Source organism: Streptomyces sp. NPDC008139 (assembly GCF_042957025.1).
Taxonomy (GTDB): domain Bacteria; phylum Actinomycetota; class Actinomycetes; order Streptomycetales; family Streptomycetaceae; genus Actinacidiphila.
Genome location: NZ_JBIBHM010000010.1, coordinates 24,252 through 40,059 on the forward strand (window position 1 = coordinate 24,252; position 15,808 = coordinate 40,059).

The window sequence follows — 15,808 nt, forward strand, 5'->3', positions numbered from 1 at the left end:
CCCAGCGCTGAGCCCTGAGCCCTGAGCCCTGAGCCCTGAGCGCAGCACCCCACCTTCCGTCTCTCCCTCCCTCCCGATGCAGGAGCCAGCGTGGACTTCAGTTGGAGCACCGAGCAGACCGCGCGGTACGAGGAGACCGTCCGCCGGGCCGCCGACGCGTTCCCCGCGGACCGTCCGCGGCGCCCCGGTGAACGGTCCGACTGGCGGGAACTCGGCCGGATCGGCGCCCTGGGCGCCTGCCTTCCCGCCGAGTACGGCGGGGACGGCCTCGGCGCGCTCGACACCGCGCGGGTCATCGAGGCCGTGGGCCGCGGTTGCCACGACACCGGGCTTGTCTTCGCGGCCAGCGCCCACCTCTTCGCCTGCGCCGTGCCGATCGCGGAGTTCGGCAGCGCGGACCTCAAGAAGCGTTTCCTGCCGGAGCTGGCGTCCGGCCGGATGATCGCGGGCAACGCCATGACGGAGCCGGAGTCCGGCTCCGACGTCTCGCGGCTGCGGGTGACGGCCACCGAAGTGCCGGGCGGATTCGTCCTGGACGGCGAGAAGAGCTTCGTCAGCAACGGCCCGGCCGCCGACGTCCTGGTCACGTACGCGACCAGCGACCCCGACTCGGGACACCTCGGCCAGACCGCCTTCGTCGTGCCGGCCGACGCCCCCGGGGTGCTGCGCGGTGAGCCCTTCGAGAAGATGGGCCTGTCCTCCTGCCTGGCGGGCACGGTGACCTTCCGTGAGTGCTTCGTCCCCGACGACCAGGTGCTGGGCGTCGAGGGGATGGGCGCGACGATCTTCCAGACGTCCATGGGCTGGGAGCGCGCCTGCCTCTTCGCCGGCTATCTGGGTCTGATGGACCGGCTGGTAGAGGATTGCGTCCGATTCGCCCGCGAGCGGCGGCAGTTCGGCCGTCGCATCTCCGGCTTCCAGGCGGTCTCGCACCGCATCGTGGACATGAAGCTGCGGCTGGAGAGCGCCAGACTCCTGCTCTACCGGGCCTGTTGGGAGATGGACCGCGGAGGCAGGGCGACCCTGCCGGTGGCGCTGTCGAAGCTCGCCGTCTCCGAGGCCGCGGTGCAGAGCGCGCTGGACGCCGTACGGATTCTCGGCGGTCGCGGATACCGGTCGGAGTCGGGTGTGGAGGCGGCGCTGCGGGACGCGGTGCCGAGCGTGCTGTTCTCCGGTACCTCGGAGATCCAGAAGGAGCTCGTCGCGAAGGAGCTGGGACTGTGAGGCTGCACGAATTCGTCACCGCCGCCGCCCGCAGGGCGCCGGATTCCCTCGCGGTCGACGCCGTCGACGGACGGCTGACGTACGGCGAACTGGACGCGCTCGCGGCGCGTTACGGCGCGGCACTGGCCGCGAGCGGGGTGCGGCCGGGCGACCGGGTCGTGCTCTGGAGCGCGAAGAGCCTGCACGTCGTGGCGCTGATGCAGGCGTGCCTGCGCGGCGGAGCGGTCTACGTACCGGTGGCGTCCTCGAACCCGCCGTCGCGGCTGGCGCGGATCGTCGCGGCCTGCGGTCCCGCGCTGGTGGTGACCGACGAGGACGGCGCGGACGCGGCGGCCGACGCGGGCTGGGACGCGGCGCCCTGCCGTACCTTCGCGGACCTGCTGGCGACGGGCGAGGGCCGGCCCGTACCGTCGCCGGTCGAGGGCTCGGAGCACGATCCGGCGTACATCCTGTTCACGTCGGGTTCGACCGGTGAGCCCAAGGGTGTGTGCCTGAGTCACCTCAACGCGCTGGCGTTCGTGCGGTGGGCCGCGGCCGATCTGCGGCTGGTCCCGTCGGACCGGCTCTCCAACCACGCGCCGTTCAATTTCGACCTGTCGGTCTTCGACCTCTACGCGGCGTTCCTGGCGGGCGCCAGCGTCCATCTGGTGCCCGAGGCGCTGGCCTACGCGCCGGCCCAGCTCGTCCGCTTCATGGACGAGCACGCGATCACCGTCTGGTACTCGGTGCCCTCGGCGCTCACCTTGATGATCACCAAGGGCGGGCTGCTGGACGGGCCGCCGCCGCGCGCGCTGCGGGCCTGTGTCTTCGCGGGCGAGGCGTTCCCGATCGCCCATGTGCGGCGGCTGCGCGCGGCCTGGCAGGACGTCAGGCTGCTCAACTGGTACGGCCCGACCGAGACGAATGTCTGTACGTCGTACGAGGTCTCCGCCGCCGATCTCGACCGCTCGGGCGCCCTGCCGATCGGCGCGGTCTGCTCGGGCGACACCCTGGAGCTGGGCCCCGAGGTCGCGGGCCAGGCGGGGCGGGAGCTGCTGGTCTCCGGCCCCACGGTGATGCTCGGGTACTGGGGCCATCCGCCGCAGAGCGGCCCGTACGCGACCGGCGACCTCGTGCGGTACGACGACGCGGGCATGCTGGAGTACCTGGGGCGCCGCGACCACATGGTGAAGATCCGCGGCAACCGGGTGGAGCTGGGCGAGATCGAGAGCGTCCTGAGCCTGCACCCGCAGGTCAGGGACGTGGCCGTGGTCGTGCTCGGGACCGGGCTCACGGCACGGCTGCACGCCGTGGTGGTCCCGGCCCCGGACAGCGCTCCGGGCCTGCTCGCGCTCAAGCGGTGGAGCGCCGAACGGCTCCCCACCTACATGCTCGTCGACAGCCTCAGCCTTTTCGACGAGATACCCCGAACCGGGAACGGCAAGAAAGACCGCTCCCAGGTCGCGAAAATGGTGTCACATACTGGTACCGACTAAAGATTCTAAATTGCCGCCGGCTCTGACAATTCCTTTTTCGTAGGCATATATAACGGCGTGTACTCGATTGCGCAGAGCCAGCTTGTCCAGCATGCGCTGAACGTGTGATTTCACGGTGCTCTCACTCAGAAAAAGTGCCTCTGATATTTCCGCGTTCGAATAGCCGCGGATGATGAGCTGGAGCACGTCGCGCTCACGCCGGGTTATTCCACTGGACACCAGATCGGTCTCCGATGTTTCCGCTCGCGGCGGTTCCGGCGTGATGGCCGCCGCGGCGGCGGCGGCAGTGGCGGCGCCGACGGTGGGAATCACCAGTCGGTAACCGGCGGCGACCATCCGGACGGCGGCGATGATCCGCTCCGGACTCGCCTGACTGTCGAGCACACCCCTGGCGCCGGCCGCCTGCCAGTGCTGAGCGCACTGCTCCAGGCTCTGGACCAGGGCTAATATCTTAGGGCAGCCGTCGGCGCCGCCGACGATGAGCTGCTGGATGGCATGCGGAACATCCGGCGCCATGTCCAGCGCGTCGATGATCACCACATGCGGAGACAACCTTGCCACGCAGGGCAGAGCGTGCCGAATATCGGCAACCTCGCCCACGACTTCCAGATCGGTTTCCCTGCTCAGCAGGACACTGAGTCCCACACGGGAAACCGCTCTGGAGTCGACGAGAAGAACTCTCGTGATTCCATCCTGAAGCATCGAGCCCCCGACCTTCAGCAAACAGCACGTTATTTCGACTCTAGCACGCACGCCTGACCAGCATCAACATGGAACATTTGAGCTCGTTATGATTGAAACTTAAATCTATAGCCCTTTCGGGCAATGCCCCGAGCCGCCGCACAGGTCACGGCGCGCCGATAAACTCCCCTCGCGGACAGGTCGCCCGTTTGCGTCCCAAAGAGGTTTCAAGCGGCCCTCGCGGGTAATTCTTCCGGGTTCGGCGAGGCGTGTCGAGCGCCCGACTGGCGGCCGGGCCGCGTCGGCGCCGGACCGGACCGGCGCCCGGTCCGCGCCCGCGGCTCCGACGGTGGCCGGCGCACGGCCGGCGGGTGGTTGGCGTTTCACCCCGCCGAGGCTACTCTCATAAATCACCGAACGGTGAATTTACGTGACAGGGCGGCGGTCATGGGAGAGGCGGTCACCGGACGGCCCGGCCGACGGCCGGGCCGCAGCGGCAGCAGGGAGGCGATCCTGCGGGCGGCGCGGCTGAAATTCGCCGAGTACGGCTACGAGCGGACGACGGTGCGCGGCATCGCCCGCGAAGCGAAGGTCGACGCGGCGCTCGTGCACCACTTCTTCCGGTCCAAGGAAGGGGTGTTCGCCGCCGCCGTCCACGAGGCGGTGCGCCCGATGGAGTTGCTGCCGGTGCTCGCCGGGGATCCCGCCACCTCGGGCGAGCGGCTGCTGACCACGGTCCTCGGACTGTGGGAGTCGGCCGAGCGGCACGACGCGCTGCTGGCGGTGATCCGGTCGGCGGTCTCGCACGAGACGGCCGCCGGGATCCTGCGGGAATTCCTCGGCCGCGAAGTGCTCGGCCCACTGGCCCAGGCACTGGCCGAGCCGCAACGCGCGCTGCGCTCGGCCCTGTTGGGCTCCCAGCTCATCGGTCTGGTCATGGCCCGCTACATCATCCGCGTCGAGCCGCTGGCATCCGCGAGCACACCGTCGCTGATCGCCGTGTACGCGCCGGTGATCCAGAACTCCCTCACCGGCGACCTGCCACTCCCCCGCACGGCCGACCGTCCGGGCGGCGCGGGCTGAGCCGCACCCGGCCCAGTCCTCCACCATTCGCCGCGCAGTACACCGGTTCGTGATTCACCATCGCCACGCAAAGCCTTTACGCGAGCTACGCGATCCGGGCCGGTGATTCGCCGTCACAATGGTGATTTAGCGTCATATCGAGTCGGCCCGGGGCCCGTTGGCCACGCATCGACCGCGCGCGAATCTTGGTGTAGCGTCTGCCGCCAAGCAGCGTGTCCTTCAGGGGAAAGGGCCCGAAGAGAAGCCTGCCCCGAACACCTTTGCCGCATTCATCGGCGAATGCACAAAATGGTAACGGGACAGCTCGACTCCGGGTATCGCCCCAGGTCTTCGCCCTGCGCGTGTCGCAGTCGCGTCGATACGAGGAGTCACAGGATATGGTCACGGTCGCGGCATTCGACAGCCGTAAGAAGGCCCCCGCGCTCAGCGGTGCTTCCCGTCTTCTGCTAGTGCTTTTCTCGGTATTGGTGCTTTTCACGGTGGGGTTGCTCCTGGCGCGCGGCACTTCCGCCGCCGCTCCCATCCCCGGTTCCCCACTGGACGCTTACGACAAGCAGGTCCCCTACGACATGGGCGTCCACAAGATCGCGAGACTCGCGGCTCTGATCGCGTATGTGCTGATGGTGGCCACCGTCGTCCTCGGTGTGCTGCTGCGGCTGAGATTCCTGCAGCACGCGGTCAACCGGGCCACCTTCTACGGCGCGCACATGACGCTGGCGCTCTCCGCGATGATCTTCGGTGTCGTGCACGGCGCGACCTTTCTCTACCAGCCGATCTGGCGGATCGGCGGCCGTGAGCTGACCGTGCCGTTCACCGGCGGTGTGCAGCGGCTCCCGGTGGGCTTCGGCATCCTCGGCACCGAACTGGCCATCGCCGTGGGCTGTTCGGTGTGGCTCCAGCGCAGACTGGGCTACCACCGCTGGCTGAGAACCCATCAGTTCGCCTATGTAGGCTTCGGGTTGATCTGGCTGCACGTCTTCCTGGTGCACCCGGAGCCGCGCCATCTGAATCTGGTGTCGGTCGGCATCGCCACCGGCGCGAGCACCGTGTTGCTGGCCTTCCTGATCCGCGCCTTCCCGTCCCGCTCCCGGCTCAGGCAGCGCACCTACGTCGGCAGGCCGGGAGCCGCCGAATGATCCAGCCGCCTCCCCCGGGCCGTGTCCCCCCGGCGCCCTGGCCACCGGGTCAGTCCCCCGCCGCCCGGCCCACCACACCGGTCGTCGTCCACCAGGGCCGGCCGCCCGCGCGCACCGCGCCGCCGCTCCCCCAAGCCCCCATCGCCGCCGAGTCGTTCGCGCCCGCCAGGCCCGTACTGGTGCCCGAGGCGGAGCCGGTACGGATCAGCGTCGACAACAACCGGTGCCACATCTACGGCATCTGCCAGCAGGAGGCGCCCGAGGTCTTCCGGATCGCCGAGAGCGGTTCGCTGCACTACACGCGCAGCGTGCCCGCCGACTACGCGGCCAAGGCCCGCCAGGCCGTGCGGTGTTGCCCGATGCAGGCCATCGCCATCCACGGCGGGCAGAGCCCCTCCGGCGGTCCCGCCGCGATCGGGCGGCGGGCGGCGCGTCCGCTGCGCAGCGGCTCCGCGGCGCGGGCGAGCCTGCGGCGGATCGTCGTCGCGGGCGCCGGACTCGCCGGGCTGAGCGCCGCGACCCGGCTCAGAGAGCGCGGTTTCGACGGGGAGTTGGTGATGGTCGGCGAGGAGCCGCACCGGCCGTACAGCCGTCCGCCGCTGTCCAAGCAGTATCTGTCGGGCCGGCTCGCCGAACAGCAGTTGCCCTTCCGGGCGGACGCGGCACTGGACGCGCACTGGCTGCTCGACACCCGGATGACGGGGCTGGACCTGGCGAAGTCCGCGATCGAACTGCGCGGCGGGGAGTATCTGCCGTTCGACGGGCTGGTGTTGGCGACCGGTGTGGACGCCAAGCGGCTCCCCGAGGCGCCGGTGTTCAGCGACCGGGTCCGTACCGTCCGCACGATCGAGGACGCGGCGGCGATACGGCGGGCGATGCACGCGGCGCGCGCCCGCCGGGTGGTGATCCTCGGCGGCGGCTTCATCGGCTGCGAACTCGCCTGCACCGCGCGGGAGAACGGGATGGACGTGACGCTCGTCGTCCACAGCGCGCCGCTGCTGCGCCGGGTGCTCGGCGCCAGGGTCGGCGCGGTGGTCGGCTCGCTCCAGCGCCGCGCGGGGGTCGACGTCCGCCTCGGCACGAAGATCACCGACTGGCAGGACCACGGCGACGGGCTGCGGCTGCGGCTCGACGACGGCGCGGTCCTCGACTGCGACTTCGTGGTGCTCGGACTCGGCGGCCAGCCCCGTACCGAGTGGCTGCGGGGCAGCGGTCTGGAGATCTCCGACGGCGTGCTCTGCGGGCCGACCTGCCACGCGGTGGACCAGTGGGGCAGGACCACGCCGCATGTGGTGGCGGCAGGGGACGTGGCCCGCTGGCCGAACCCGCGCTTCGACACCGAGCCGCGCCGGGTCGAACACCTCATCCACGCCGTGGAGATGGGGCAGCACGCCGCCGACTCGCTGCTGCGCGGCCCCGGACGCGCGGCGCGCTTCACTCCGGTGCCGCGCTTCTGGTCGGAACAGCACGGCATCCGGATCCAGGCGGTGGGCATCCCCGCGCTCGGCACGGACACCGAGGTCATGGCGGGCTCGATGCGCTCCGACCGCTTCCTCGTCCGCTACTCCCGGCAGACCGCGTACGGTCCGCAGATCGTGGCGGCCGTCGCCTTCGACATGCCGCTGGAACTCCTGCGCTACCGCGACCAGATCGGCCGCACCCTGGCCCATACGCCGCCCACCGGCGGAAGGGGACGCCGATGAGCCGTCGCGGCGTCAACCGCGGGAGTCGTTCCGGGCTGCTGCTGTCCGGCGGGATGCTGTCGTGGCTGCTCAGCGCCCCCGCCCGGCTGCACCTGCGCTGGCTGATGATCCTGATCGTGATGGCGGCGGCGCTGGCGGCGTACGGCAGGGTGCTGATCACCGCGGCGCCGATGCCGCCCAGCAAACCGCCGGGCGTCCGCTCGGGTTCCCCCGCGTCCCCCACCTACTCGATGCCGCCCGCGACCTCCAGCCCGCCGGACGTGCACTGAGCCGGCGCCGGCGCGGACCGCCCCCGCCGCCCCCGCCGTCCCCGTCAGGACGGCGGGTTGCCCGTCGTGCCCGCGTTGAAGGGGGTGACCACGAACTCGTTGTCGCAGTTGGTGATCTTCCCCGGGAAGACCAGCGACGCCCTGCTGCCCGGCGGGTAGATCCGCAGGCTCGTGGAGGTCGGCAGGCAGGTCCCCTGCTGGTTGACGGTGTGGATGGTGTCGCTCGCGGACTCGCCGGGCCGCAGCACCACGGGCCCGTGCGGGAGATTCTGGTACGTGGCGGGGGCGCCGATCTGCTTGCCGTTCGCGTCCAGCAGCGACAGGCCGGGGAAGCCGGTGACATGGCAGACCGTATCGCTGTGGTTGGTGAGCAGCAGGTAGCGGTAGAGGTTGCCCGCGCCCGCGTCGCCGTCGCCGAGGGAGGCGGTGAGCTGCGCGGCCGTGCACAGCGGCGTGGCGGCGGAGCCGGTGCCGGTGCTGGTCGGCGAGGTGGGCGGGATGGTCCCTGACGGCTCGGACGTGACGGTCGTACCGTCGCTCGGGCCCTTGGTGGGCGTGGTCTGCGTCGGGGTGGGCGCGGGCGGCGGTACGACGGGCGGGGTCGTCGGCCCGGGGGCCGTGGTGACGGGCCCGCTGCTGTTGGCCGGTGTGGGGACGACCTCCTGCGAGTCCTCCCGGTTCAGCGCGGCGGCCACGTAGAAGGCACCGGTGATGACGGCGGCGGCGAGCGTGCCGCCGACCATCGCGCGGGAGCGGCGGCGCCTGGCCGCGCGGCGGCGGATCAGCTCGAACGAGCCCGCGGGCGGCGGCAGATAGACCGCGGGCGGGCGCAGCAGCGGCTCCAGCGGGTCGAAGGGCTCCCCGCCGGGACCGTCGTCAGACAGTCCGGTCATGGTGTTCCCCCAGCCTGGCGCGGAGCAGTTCGCGAGCCGCGTGCAGGTCGGCCTTGACCGTGCCCTCGTTCCGGCCGAGCAGCGCGGCCACCTGCTGTACGGGCAGGTCCGCGTAGTAGTACAGCAGTGCCGGGTCGCGCAGTCGCTCCGGGAGGGACTGGACGAGCATGCGCACCGAGGGGTCGCTGCTGTCCTGCTGCTCCTTCACGGCTTCCTCCGTGGTGAATCGGCGCATGGCGCGGCGCTCGCGCTCCAGTCTGCGCCAGTGGTCCCTGACCAGGTTGGCCGCGGTCACATAGAGGTATCCGCTGGGCTCCTCGACCTTGGTCCAGCGCGCCCACAGCCGGGTGAAGGCCTCGGCCGCGATCTCGTGCGCGGTCCCGTCGTCGTCCACCAGACGGCGGCACCAGCCTGCCAGGCGCGGGTAGACGGCCTCGAACAGCTCGGCGGCCGCGCGCTCTTGGGACCGGATGGCCGCTCTCCTCACTCGTCGTCCTCGTGGTGATCGTCGTCTGCCCCGGTGGCGCCGGGGCAGACCTCCCGGGCCTCCCGGTGCCGCCCGCCCCGCGCCGGCCCCGGATCGGGGCCGGCGCCGGGGACGTACGCGCGGACCGGGTCCGGTGCGTACGCGCGGTCGGCGTCCGGACGGCGGACGGGTGCGGGGTCCGGTTCAGGTTCCCGCTCCCGACGACAGGGACGCGTAGACGATCACGTTGTCCTGATAGCCGCTCCCGGTGATCCGGGTGCCGCCACAGGTGATGAGACGCAGAGCGGGGTGGTCGACGTTCCCGTACACGCGGTCCGTCGGAAATCGCGCTTTGGCGACCGTCTGGACGGAGTCGACGGTGAAGGCGGCCGTGGCGCCGTCCTTGAGGCCGATCTCGATCCGGTCGCCGGCGGCGAGCTTGGACAGGTGGCGGAAGACGCCGTCGCCGTACTGTCCGACCGTGACGTGGCCGAGGATCACCGAGGGTCCGGTGACGCCGGGCGTCGGCGAGCCGCTATACCAGCCCGCGGGCGAGTGCGCCTCGATCGGCGGTACGGCCACGGTGCCGTCGGAGTTGAGCCCCAGTGACATCACCGGGGTGTCGACGCCGATGGCCGCGATCCGCAGCCGGACCGGGACCGAGCGGGCCAGCGGTACGGCCCCGGTGGTCGCCGGGGCCGTGCCGCCGGACGACGGCGTCGAGGTCGCGGACGCCGAGGCGGACGGTGTCCGCTCCGTCCCGCCCGGGGTGGCCCGAGCGGGCGGGTCGGACTGGCAGCCGCTCAGCAGCACCAGTACGGCGGCGGCGAGCACGCACCGGGCCCGTACCGGGACGGAACGGCTGAGGGAGGTGACGGTCGGCAACGGTCAGTCCTGTGCCCGGCCGTGCGACCTGCGGCGCATCCCGGTGACCAGACCGAGGGCGCCGACGGCCAGCACACCGGCGCCGGCCAGCGCGAGGGTGTCCTTGTCGTGGGTGCCCGAGGAGTGCGCCGTCTCGGCGAGGCCGGTGTCGGGGGCGCCGCTGGGTACGGCGGTGACCTGCGAGCCGGAGCCGGAGGACGTGGTGGTGGGCGTCGGCGTGGGCGCGGAGTTGGAGGGGTTGCCGCTGATGCCCGCGACGAGCGGGGTGACGGAGAACTGGTTGTCGCAGTTGGTGATCTTCCCCGCGAAGACCAGCGACGCCTTGTTCCCCGGCGGGTAGATCCGCAGGCTCGTGGAGGTCGGCAGGCAGGTGCCCTGGTGGTTGATGGTGTGGATGGTGTCGCTCACCTTGCCGCCGGGGCGCAGCACGACCGCCGCGTAGCCGTTGTGCTCGCGGGTGGCGGGCGCGCCTATCTGCTTGCCGCTCGCGTCGAGCAGCGACAGGCCGGGGAATCCGGTGAGGTGACAGGTGGTGCCGCTGTGGTTGGTCAGCACCAGGTAGCGGTAGAGGTTGCCCGCTCCGGCGTCCTCACCGCCGAGGGAGGCGGTGAGCTGGGAGGTGGCGCACATCGGAGTGCTCGATGTGTCGCTCGCGGGGGCGACGGCGGTCGCCGGGGACGCTCCGAGTACGGCGAAACTGGCCGCGGTCGAGAACGCGGCGGCGCCGACGGCGAGTGAACTCATGCGCATGTCCGGTCTTCCCTTCTCCCCCCGGCTGCCGCGCTCCGGAACGAGCGCCGGCCGGGCCGTAAGGGGATTCGCAGGGGAGAGACGACGCGGGGTGGGGCCGGGTTGTAAAGAGATTGCCAAATCAATCGAGCGGCGAGCGGCGGCACTTCACTCACCGGGTCTCCCGCGCCGCCTCCCGGCGGGTCCAACGGCGGGCCTGGCAGGATCGGTTGCCATGGGCGCGAATCAGTGGGGCACGCACGCGGTGACGCTCGCGGCCGGGGGCGTGACCAAGCGGTTCCCGGCCACGGCCCACGAGCGCGCCGTGCGCGAGTGGCGGGCGTTGACGCTGCTCGACCGGCACGCGCCGGGGCTGGCGCCGCGGCCGTACTCCTGCGACCTGGGCGACGCGGAGCCGGTGGTCTCGATGTCCCTGCTGCCCGGAGTGCCGCTCCGGGGCGCGCCGTTGGACGGCGAGCGGCTGACACGTCTCGCGGGGACGGTGAACGCGCTGCACAGTGCGCTGCCCGCCGACGTACTGGCGCAGGTGCCCGTACGGCCCGAAGGTCCGGCGGAACTCGGCGCGCGGCTGCGCGGTTGGGCGCCACGGGTGCGGGGACGGGTGGACGCGGCCGTGGGGGGCGCTGTCGACGCGGGGCTCGCCTGGCTGGATGCGTCGGGCCTGAACCGGACGGAACAGGCCGCCGTGCCCGCGGTCTTCGGCCCCGGTGACGGCAATCTCGCCAACTACCTCTGGGACGGCTCGCGTGTGCGGGTCGTGGACTTCGAGGACTCCGGCCGCAGCGACCGCGCCTATGAACTGGCGGAGATCACCGAGCATGTGGCGAGCTGGGTGGAACACCCGCTGGACGTCACGGCGTTCCTGTCCCACTTCGAGCTGACGGCGGCGGAGACCGTACGGCTGCGGGACTGCCGACGGCTGATCGCGCTGGTGTGGCTGTTTCTGCTGTCCTTCGAGGACCTGGCCTCGGGGGACCCGGCCGCCCGGCGCAATCCGCCGGGTACGGCGCGGCGGCAGGCGGGCCGTCTGCTGGCCCTGCTCGGCTGACCGGGCGCACGCCCTCGCGTGGACGGTCCGCCGATCGCGGTCTCACGGCCGCGGCCACTGCCGCCCTTCGCGGGACTCGATACTGCGGTTGAAGCGGGCGAGCATGTCGCTGAGGAGTTCCACGTCCCGCGGAGACCAGTCGGTCAGGACGCTGTCGATGCCCGCGATGTAGAACGCGCGGTCGGCCGCGAGCCGTTTGGCGCCCTCTTCGGTGATGCGGAGCTTGCGGGCGAGGCCGCCGTCGGGGTCGGGGACGCGCTCGGCGAGGTCGGCCCTCAGGAGTGCGGCGGTCTGCCGGTTGACCGTCGAGGTGTCGAGCGCGAAGGCGTCGGCGAGCTGTCCGATGGACATCGGGCCCTCCGAGTCGAGGCGCGCGAGCAGCAGATACGCGGACTTGTCCAGCCGCTCGGCCGAGCTGTCCCGGCGCGTCAGCACATGGTGGCGGGCCACCAGCATCAGTTCCCGCTCCAGCCGCTCCAGCACACCGCCTCCGCATGACGTATTGACGCACGACGTGGGACGTACGAACCCGGGGCGCGCGCCGTGACGTCCGTGCTCCCGCCTTCCGAGAGTACCCACGACCTGGGCAATGTGCATGACGCACATCCTATGTATCATGCACATCTCCCTGTTCGCGTCGTCCACGGCCGCGGCCCGACGACCCCCACCGAAGGCGACGACATGTCCGACTCAGCAAGCGGCACCGGCATACCGGCAGCCGGTCACACCGCCGGTGTCCACCGGCCCGCGAGTGGCGCGGTCGTCGCCGTGCTGGCCTTCGCGGGCATCGTGGTCGCCCTCATGCAGACGCTGGTCGTCCCGCTGCTGCCCGACCTGCCCGGCCTGCTGCACGCCTCGGCCTCCGACACCTCATGGGTGATCACCGCGACCCTGCTCGCCGGAGCGGTCGCCACCCCGGTCACCGGACGGCTCGGCGACATGTACGGCAAGCGCCGCGTCCTGCTGCTCAGCCTCGGTCTGCTGGTCGTCGGCTCGCTGGTCTGCGCCTTCACCTCGTCGCTGGTCCCGATGGTCGTGGGCCGGGCGCTCCAGGGCGGCGCGACGGGCGTCATCCCGCTGGGCATCAGCATCATGCGCGACGAACTGCCCGCGGAACGGCTCGGTTCCGCGATGGCGCTGATGAGCTCCTCGCTGGGCATCGGCGGCGCGCTCGGCCTGCCCAGCGCCGCGCTGATCGCGCAGCACGCCGACTGGCACGCGCTGTTCTACACCTCCGCGGGTCTCGGCGTGGCGGCGATGGCGCTGGTCCTGTTCCTCGTGCCGGAGTCCCCGGTGCGCACGCCGAGCCGGTTCGACGTGCCGGGCGCGATCGGGCTGTCCGTGGGCCTGGTCTGCCTGCTGCTGGCGATCTCCAAGGGCGGCGACTGGGGCTGGGCCTCGGGCACCACGCTGGGACTTCTGGCCGCGGCCGTCGTCGTACTCGTCGGCTGGGGCATGTTCGAACTGCGCACCACCGCGCCGCTGGTGGACCTGCGCACGACGGCCAGGCCGCAGGTGCTGCTCACCAACATCGCCTCCGTCATGGCCGGTTTCTCGCTCTTCGCGATGTCGCTGGTCCTCCCCCAGCTCCTCCAGCTCCCCGAGGAGACGGGATACGGGCTCGGCCGGTCCATGCTCGTGGCCGGTCTGTGCCTGGCCCCGTCCGGGCTGGTGATGATGGCCGTGTCGCCGCTGTCGGCGCGGATCTCGGCGGCCCGCGGCCCGCGCGTGTCCCTGATGATCGGCATGGCCGTGGTCGCCGTCGGCTACGGGCTCGGCCTGTTCCTCACCCACGCCGTGTGGCAGGTGGTGGTCGTCGCCTCCGTCATCGGCTGCGGGATCGCCCTCGCCTACGCGGCCATGCCCGCGCTCATCATGGGCGCGGTGCCGCTGGCGGAGACCGCCGCCGCCAACGGGCTCAACACCCTGATGCGGTCCATCGGCACCTCGTCGTCCAGCGCGGTCGTCGGCGTGATCCTCGCCCACATGACCACCTCGTACCACGGTGCGCCGCTGCCCTCGCTCAACGGCTTCCGCGTCGCCTTCGCCGTCGCCTGCGGCGCGGCCGTCGCGGCGCTGTTCATCGCCGCGTTCATCCCGGCGCGGCACGTGCGCGCCACGGGCGGCGGTACGGCGAAGGTCCCGGCACCGGCGCCGGCGGACGAGCCGGTCTGAGCGGTCCTCGGCCGTACCCGGTCCGGGGGTCTCAGAAGGTCTCACAAGCTCAACGTGAGGTTGACCTTCAGGGCAGGATCACCGCGCGGCCGTTGATCTTCCCGGCGTGCAGCCGCTCGTAGGCCAGCGGAGCGTCGTCCAGGGAGTACGTCTCGACGTGGACCTCGACCGCGCCGGAGCGGGCGAGGTCGAGCACCTCGATCAGCTCCGCGCGCGAGCCCCAGTAGGGGGCGCGGACGGCCGCGTCGTAGGCGATGGTCCCGAAGCCGACCGTGGCGCTGCCGCCGCCGATGCCGACGATCGTCACGTCGGACTCGACGGCGGCGCACGCGGTGGCGGTGGCGACCGTGGGGGCGGCGCCCACGAAGTCGAAGACGGCCTGGGCGCCGACGCCGTCGGTCAGCGCCCGGACCCGGTCGGCCGCGTCGGCGTCGGACAGGACGGTCTCGTGGGCACCGACCGCGCGCGCCAGCTCCAGCTTCTCGTCGCTGACGTCGAGGGCGATGACGCGGGCCGGGCTGAGCACGCGCAGCAGCTGCACGGCGACGTGGCCGAGGCCGCCGGTGCCGATGACGACGGCGGTGCTGCCGGGGACCAGCTTCGGCAGCGAGGTCTTGATCGCGTGGTACGGCGTGAGGCCCGCGTCGGTCAGCGGCACCGAGGCGACGGGGTCGAGGTCACCGAGCGGCACCAGGTGCCGGGGGTCGTCGACGATCATGTACTCGGCGATGGCGCCGGGCGCGCCGAGGCCGGGCGGGCGGATGCCCAGCTCCTCGGCGCGCAGGCAGTAGTTCTCCTTGCCCTGCGCGCACATCAGGCAGCCGCCGCAGCCCCACGGGCCGTAGACGGCGACCGACTCGCCCGGCTCCAGGCCGCCGACGCCCTCGCCGAGCGCGGCGACGGTGCCCGCGCCCTCGTGGCCGAGGGTGAGTGGCAGCGCGAAGGGCAGGGACTCGGCGGGCCAGCTCATGACGGCGATGTCGGAGTGGCACACCCCGGCCGCCGTGACCTTGAGCAGCACCTGGCCGGGGCCCGGCTCGGGGCGCGGGACGGTCACCACTTCGGGGGCGGCGCCCACGGTGCGGTACTGAACCGCCTTCATCTCGGCCTGCGGCTCCGCTGTCGTCCCGGCCTGAGTCGTGGCCGTCGTCCCCTGAGGGCTTGCTGATGTCGACATTCGGTGACCTCTCTCCGGCTCTCGCTCCCCCGTTTCGGCTCCCGGTCCCGCCGCCGGGACCCCGCTCCCCGCCCTTCGATCTTCCCCCGGTCCTGTCCACTCCGCTCAGCGAACGCGGAAGGCCCCCGGCGGGTCGCCGGGGGCCTTCGGGCCTACGAGGTCGCTGGTGGGGTGCTTACGCGACGGTGCCGGATGCGGAGATGACGACCTTGGCGGAGGGCGTGCCGCTGCGCGAGCCCTTGCCCTCGATCTGCTTGACCAGTTCCTCGCCCTCGACGACCTCGCCGAAGACGACGTGCTTGCCGTCGAGCCAGTCGGTGACCACGGTGGTGACGAAGAACTGCGAGCCGTTGGAGTTCGGCCCGGCGTTCGCCATCGACAGCAGGAACGGGCGGTCGTGCTTGAGCTTGAAGTTCTCGTCCGCGAACTTGTTGCCGTAGATGCTCTTGCCGCCGCGGCCGTCGCCGCTGGTGAAGTCGCCGCCCTGGAGCATGAAGGACGGGATGATCCGGTGGAACGCCGAGCCCGCGTAGCCGAAGCCGTGCTCGCCGGTGGCCAGCTCACGGAAGTTCCGCGCCGTCTCGGGCACGACGTCGTCGAAGAGACGGAAGACGATCCGACCGGCCGGAGCGCCGTCAATGGAGATGTCGAAGTACACGTTGTCCATGGGCACCATCCTTGCATCCCCAGCGGGCGACGCCGCGCCCAGAGCGGCCCAAGGCGGCAGATTCGCAGGTCACAGCCATGTCGGAGGTGCCCCAGCGGCTCCGGGGGCGTCGGGGCGCCTCGGAAGGCCGACCGGGTCGACCTCGTCGTCTTGCCCGTGGGACCGGTGGCAAACTG

The 15,808-nt window shown here is 71.7% G+C and carries 16 protein-coding genes; 8 read left to right on the top strand and 8 right to left on the bottom strand.

Going from position 1 to position 15,808, the window contains the following annotated elements; translation table 11 throughout:
• Positions 1–90 precede the first annotated feature (90 nt).
• Together ACFZBB_RS21900 and ACFZBB_RS21905 are read left to right on the top strand one after the other, a co-directional pair.
• Positions 91–1,224, top strand: coding sequence for an acyl-CoA dehydrogenase family protein (locus tag ACFZBB_RS21900; protein ID WP_391124793.1), 1,134 nt, complete (start codon positions 91–93; stop codon positions 1,222–1,224).
• Positions 1,221–2,699 (top strand): AMP-binding protein, encoded by a 1,479-nt coding sequence (locus ACFZBB_RS21905; protein ID WP_391124796.1) that lies wholly within the window; start codon positions 1,221–1,223, stop codon positions 2,697–2,699. Before ACFZBB_RS21900 ends, ACFZBB_RS21905 begins: the two co-directional genes overlap by 4 nt.
• On the opposite strand, the gene ACFZBB_RS21910 is transcribed toward ACFZBB_RS21905, so the two are convergent.
• A complete protein-coding gene (locus ACFZBB_RS21910) occupies positions 2,679–3,344 on the bottom strand; it encodes a LuxR C-terminal-related transcriptional regulator (protein WP_391124799.1) in 666 nt (221 codons plus the stop codon). The two genes, ACFZBB_RS21905 and ACFZBB_RS21910, sit on opposite strands and share 21 nt — an antisense overlap.
• A 483-nt stretch (positions 3,345–3,827) precedes the next feature.
• Here ACFZBB_RS21910 and ACFZBB_RS21915 point away from each other — a divergent pair, with 483 nt between their 5' ends.
• The 4 genes from ACFZBB_RS21915 to ACFZBB_RS21930 all read left to right on the top strand — a co-directional run bounded on the left by ACFZBB_RS21915 (position 3,828) and on the right by ACFZBB_RS21930 (position 7,571).
• Positions 3,828–4,463 (top strand): TetR family transcriptional regulator, encoded by a 636-nt coding sequence (locus tag ACFZBB_RS21915; protein ID WP_355334808.1) that lies wholly within the window; start codon positions 3,828–3,830, stop codon positions 4,461–4,463.
• 479 nt (positions 4,464–4,942) lie between these two features.
• Entirely contained in the window at positions 4,943–5,599 is a 657-nt protein-coding gene (locus tag ACFZBB_RS21920; protein ID WP_391124802.1) for a ferric reductase-like transmembrane domain-containing protein, read from the top strand.
• A complete protein-coding gene (locus ACFZBB_RS21925) occupies positions 5,596–7,302 on the top strand; it encodes an FAD-dependent oxidoreductase (protein ID WP_391124805.1) in 1,707 nt (568 codons plus the stop codon). Before ACFZBB_RS21920 ends, ACFZBB_RS21925 begins: the two co-directional genes overlap by 4 nt.
• On the top strand, positions 7,299–7,571 hold the full coding sequence (locus tag ACFZBB_RS21930; RefSeq protein WP_391124808.1) for a hypothetical protein: 273 nt from the start codon (positions 7,299–7,301) through the stop codon (positions 7,569–7,571). Before ACFZBB_RS21925 ends, ACFZBB_RS21930 begins: the two co-directional genes overlap by 4 nt.
• 44 nt (positions 7,572–7,615) lie before the next feature.
• Here ACFZBB_RS21930 and ACFZBB_RS21935 read toward each other — a convergent pair whose 3' ends face one another.
• From ACFZBB_RS21935 to ACFZBB_RS21950, 4 genes are all read right to left on the bottom strand, one after another.
• Positions 7,616–8,464: a DUF4232 domain-containing protein gene (locus tag ACFZBB_RS21935; RefSeq protein WP_391124810.1), complete on the bottom strand. Its 849-nt coding sequence runs from the start codon at positions 8,462–8,464 to the stop codon at positions 7,616–7,618.
• Positions 8,448–8,951 carry a sigma-70 family RNA polymerase sigma factor gene (locus ACFZBB_RS21940; RefSeq protein WP_391124813.1) on the bottom strand — a complete coding sequence of 168 codons (504 nt, stop codon included), beginning with the start codon at positions 8,949–8,951 and terminating at the stop codon, positions 8,448–8,450. The genes ACFZBB_RS21935 and ACFZBB_RS21940 overlap by 17 nt, the downstream gene beginning before the upstream one ends.
• Before the next feature lie 183 nt (positions 8,952–9,134).
• On the bottom strand, positions 9,135–9,815 hold the full coding sequence (locus ACFZBB_RS21945; RefSeq protein ID WP_391124816.1) for a class F sortase: 681 nt from the start codon (positions 9,813–9,815) through the stop codon (positions 9,135–9,137).
• A gap of 3 nt (positions 9,816–9,818) precedes the next feature.
• Complete coding sequence (locus ACFZBB_RS21950; protein ID WP_391124818.1) at positions 9,819–10,565, bottom strand: DUF4232 domain-containing protein; 747 nt, start codon at positions 10,563–10,565, stop codon at positions 9,819–9,821.
• Between the two features lie 214 nt (positions 10,566–10,779).
• Here ACFZBB_RS21950 and ACFZBB_RS21955 point away from each other — a divergent pair, with 214 nt between their 5' ends.
• Positions 10,780–11,613, top strand: coding sequence for a phosphotransferase (locus ACFZBB_RS21955; RefSeq protein WP_391124820.1), 834 nt, complete (start codon positions 10,780–10,782; stop codon positions 11,611–11,613).
• A 42-nt stretch (positions 11,614–11,655) separates the two neighbouring features.
• Here ACFZBB_RS21955 and ACFZBB_RS21960 read toward each other — a convergent pair whose 3' ends face one another.
• Complete coding sequence (locus ACFZBB_RS21960; RefSeq protein WP_391125630.1) at positions 11,656–12,069, bottom strand: MarR family transcriptional regulator; 414 nt, start codon at positions 12,067–12,069, stop codon at positions 11,656–11,658.
• A 225-nt stretch (positions 12,070–12,294) separates the two neighbouring features.
• On the opposite strand from ACFZBB_RS21960, the gene ACFZBB_RS21965 reads away from it, so the two are divergent.
• Complete coding sequence (locus ACFZBB_RS21965) at positions 12,295–13,788, top strand: MFS transporter (RefSeq protein WP_391124823.1); 1,494 nt, start codon at positions 12,295–12,297, stop codon at positions 13,786–13,788.
• A gap of 67 nt (positions 13,789–13,855) precedes the next feature.
• On the opposite strand, the gene ACFZBB_RS21970 is transcribed toward ACFZBB_RS21965, so the two are convergent.
• Complete coding sequence (locus ACFZBB_RS21970; protein WP_391125633.1) at positions 13,856–14,890, bottom strand: alcohol dehydrogenase catalytic domain-containing protein; 1,035 nt, start codon at positions 14,888–14,890, stop codon at positions 13,856–13,858.
• Between the two features lie 250 nt (positions 14,891–15,140).
• Complete coding sequence (locus tag ACFZBB_RS21975; RefSeq protein WP_355334835.1) at positions 15,141–15,632, bottom strand: peptidylprolyl isomerase; 492 nt, start codon at positions 15,630–15,632, stop codon at positions 15,141–15,143.
• Positions 15,633–15,808: the final 176 nt, after the last annotated feature.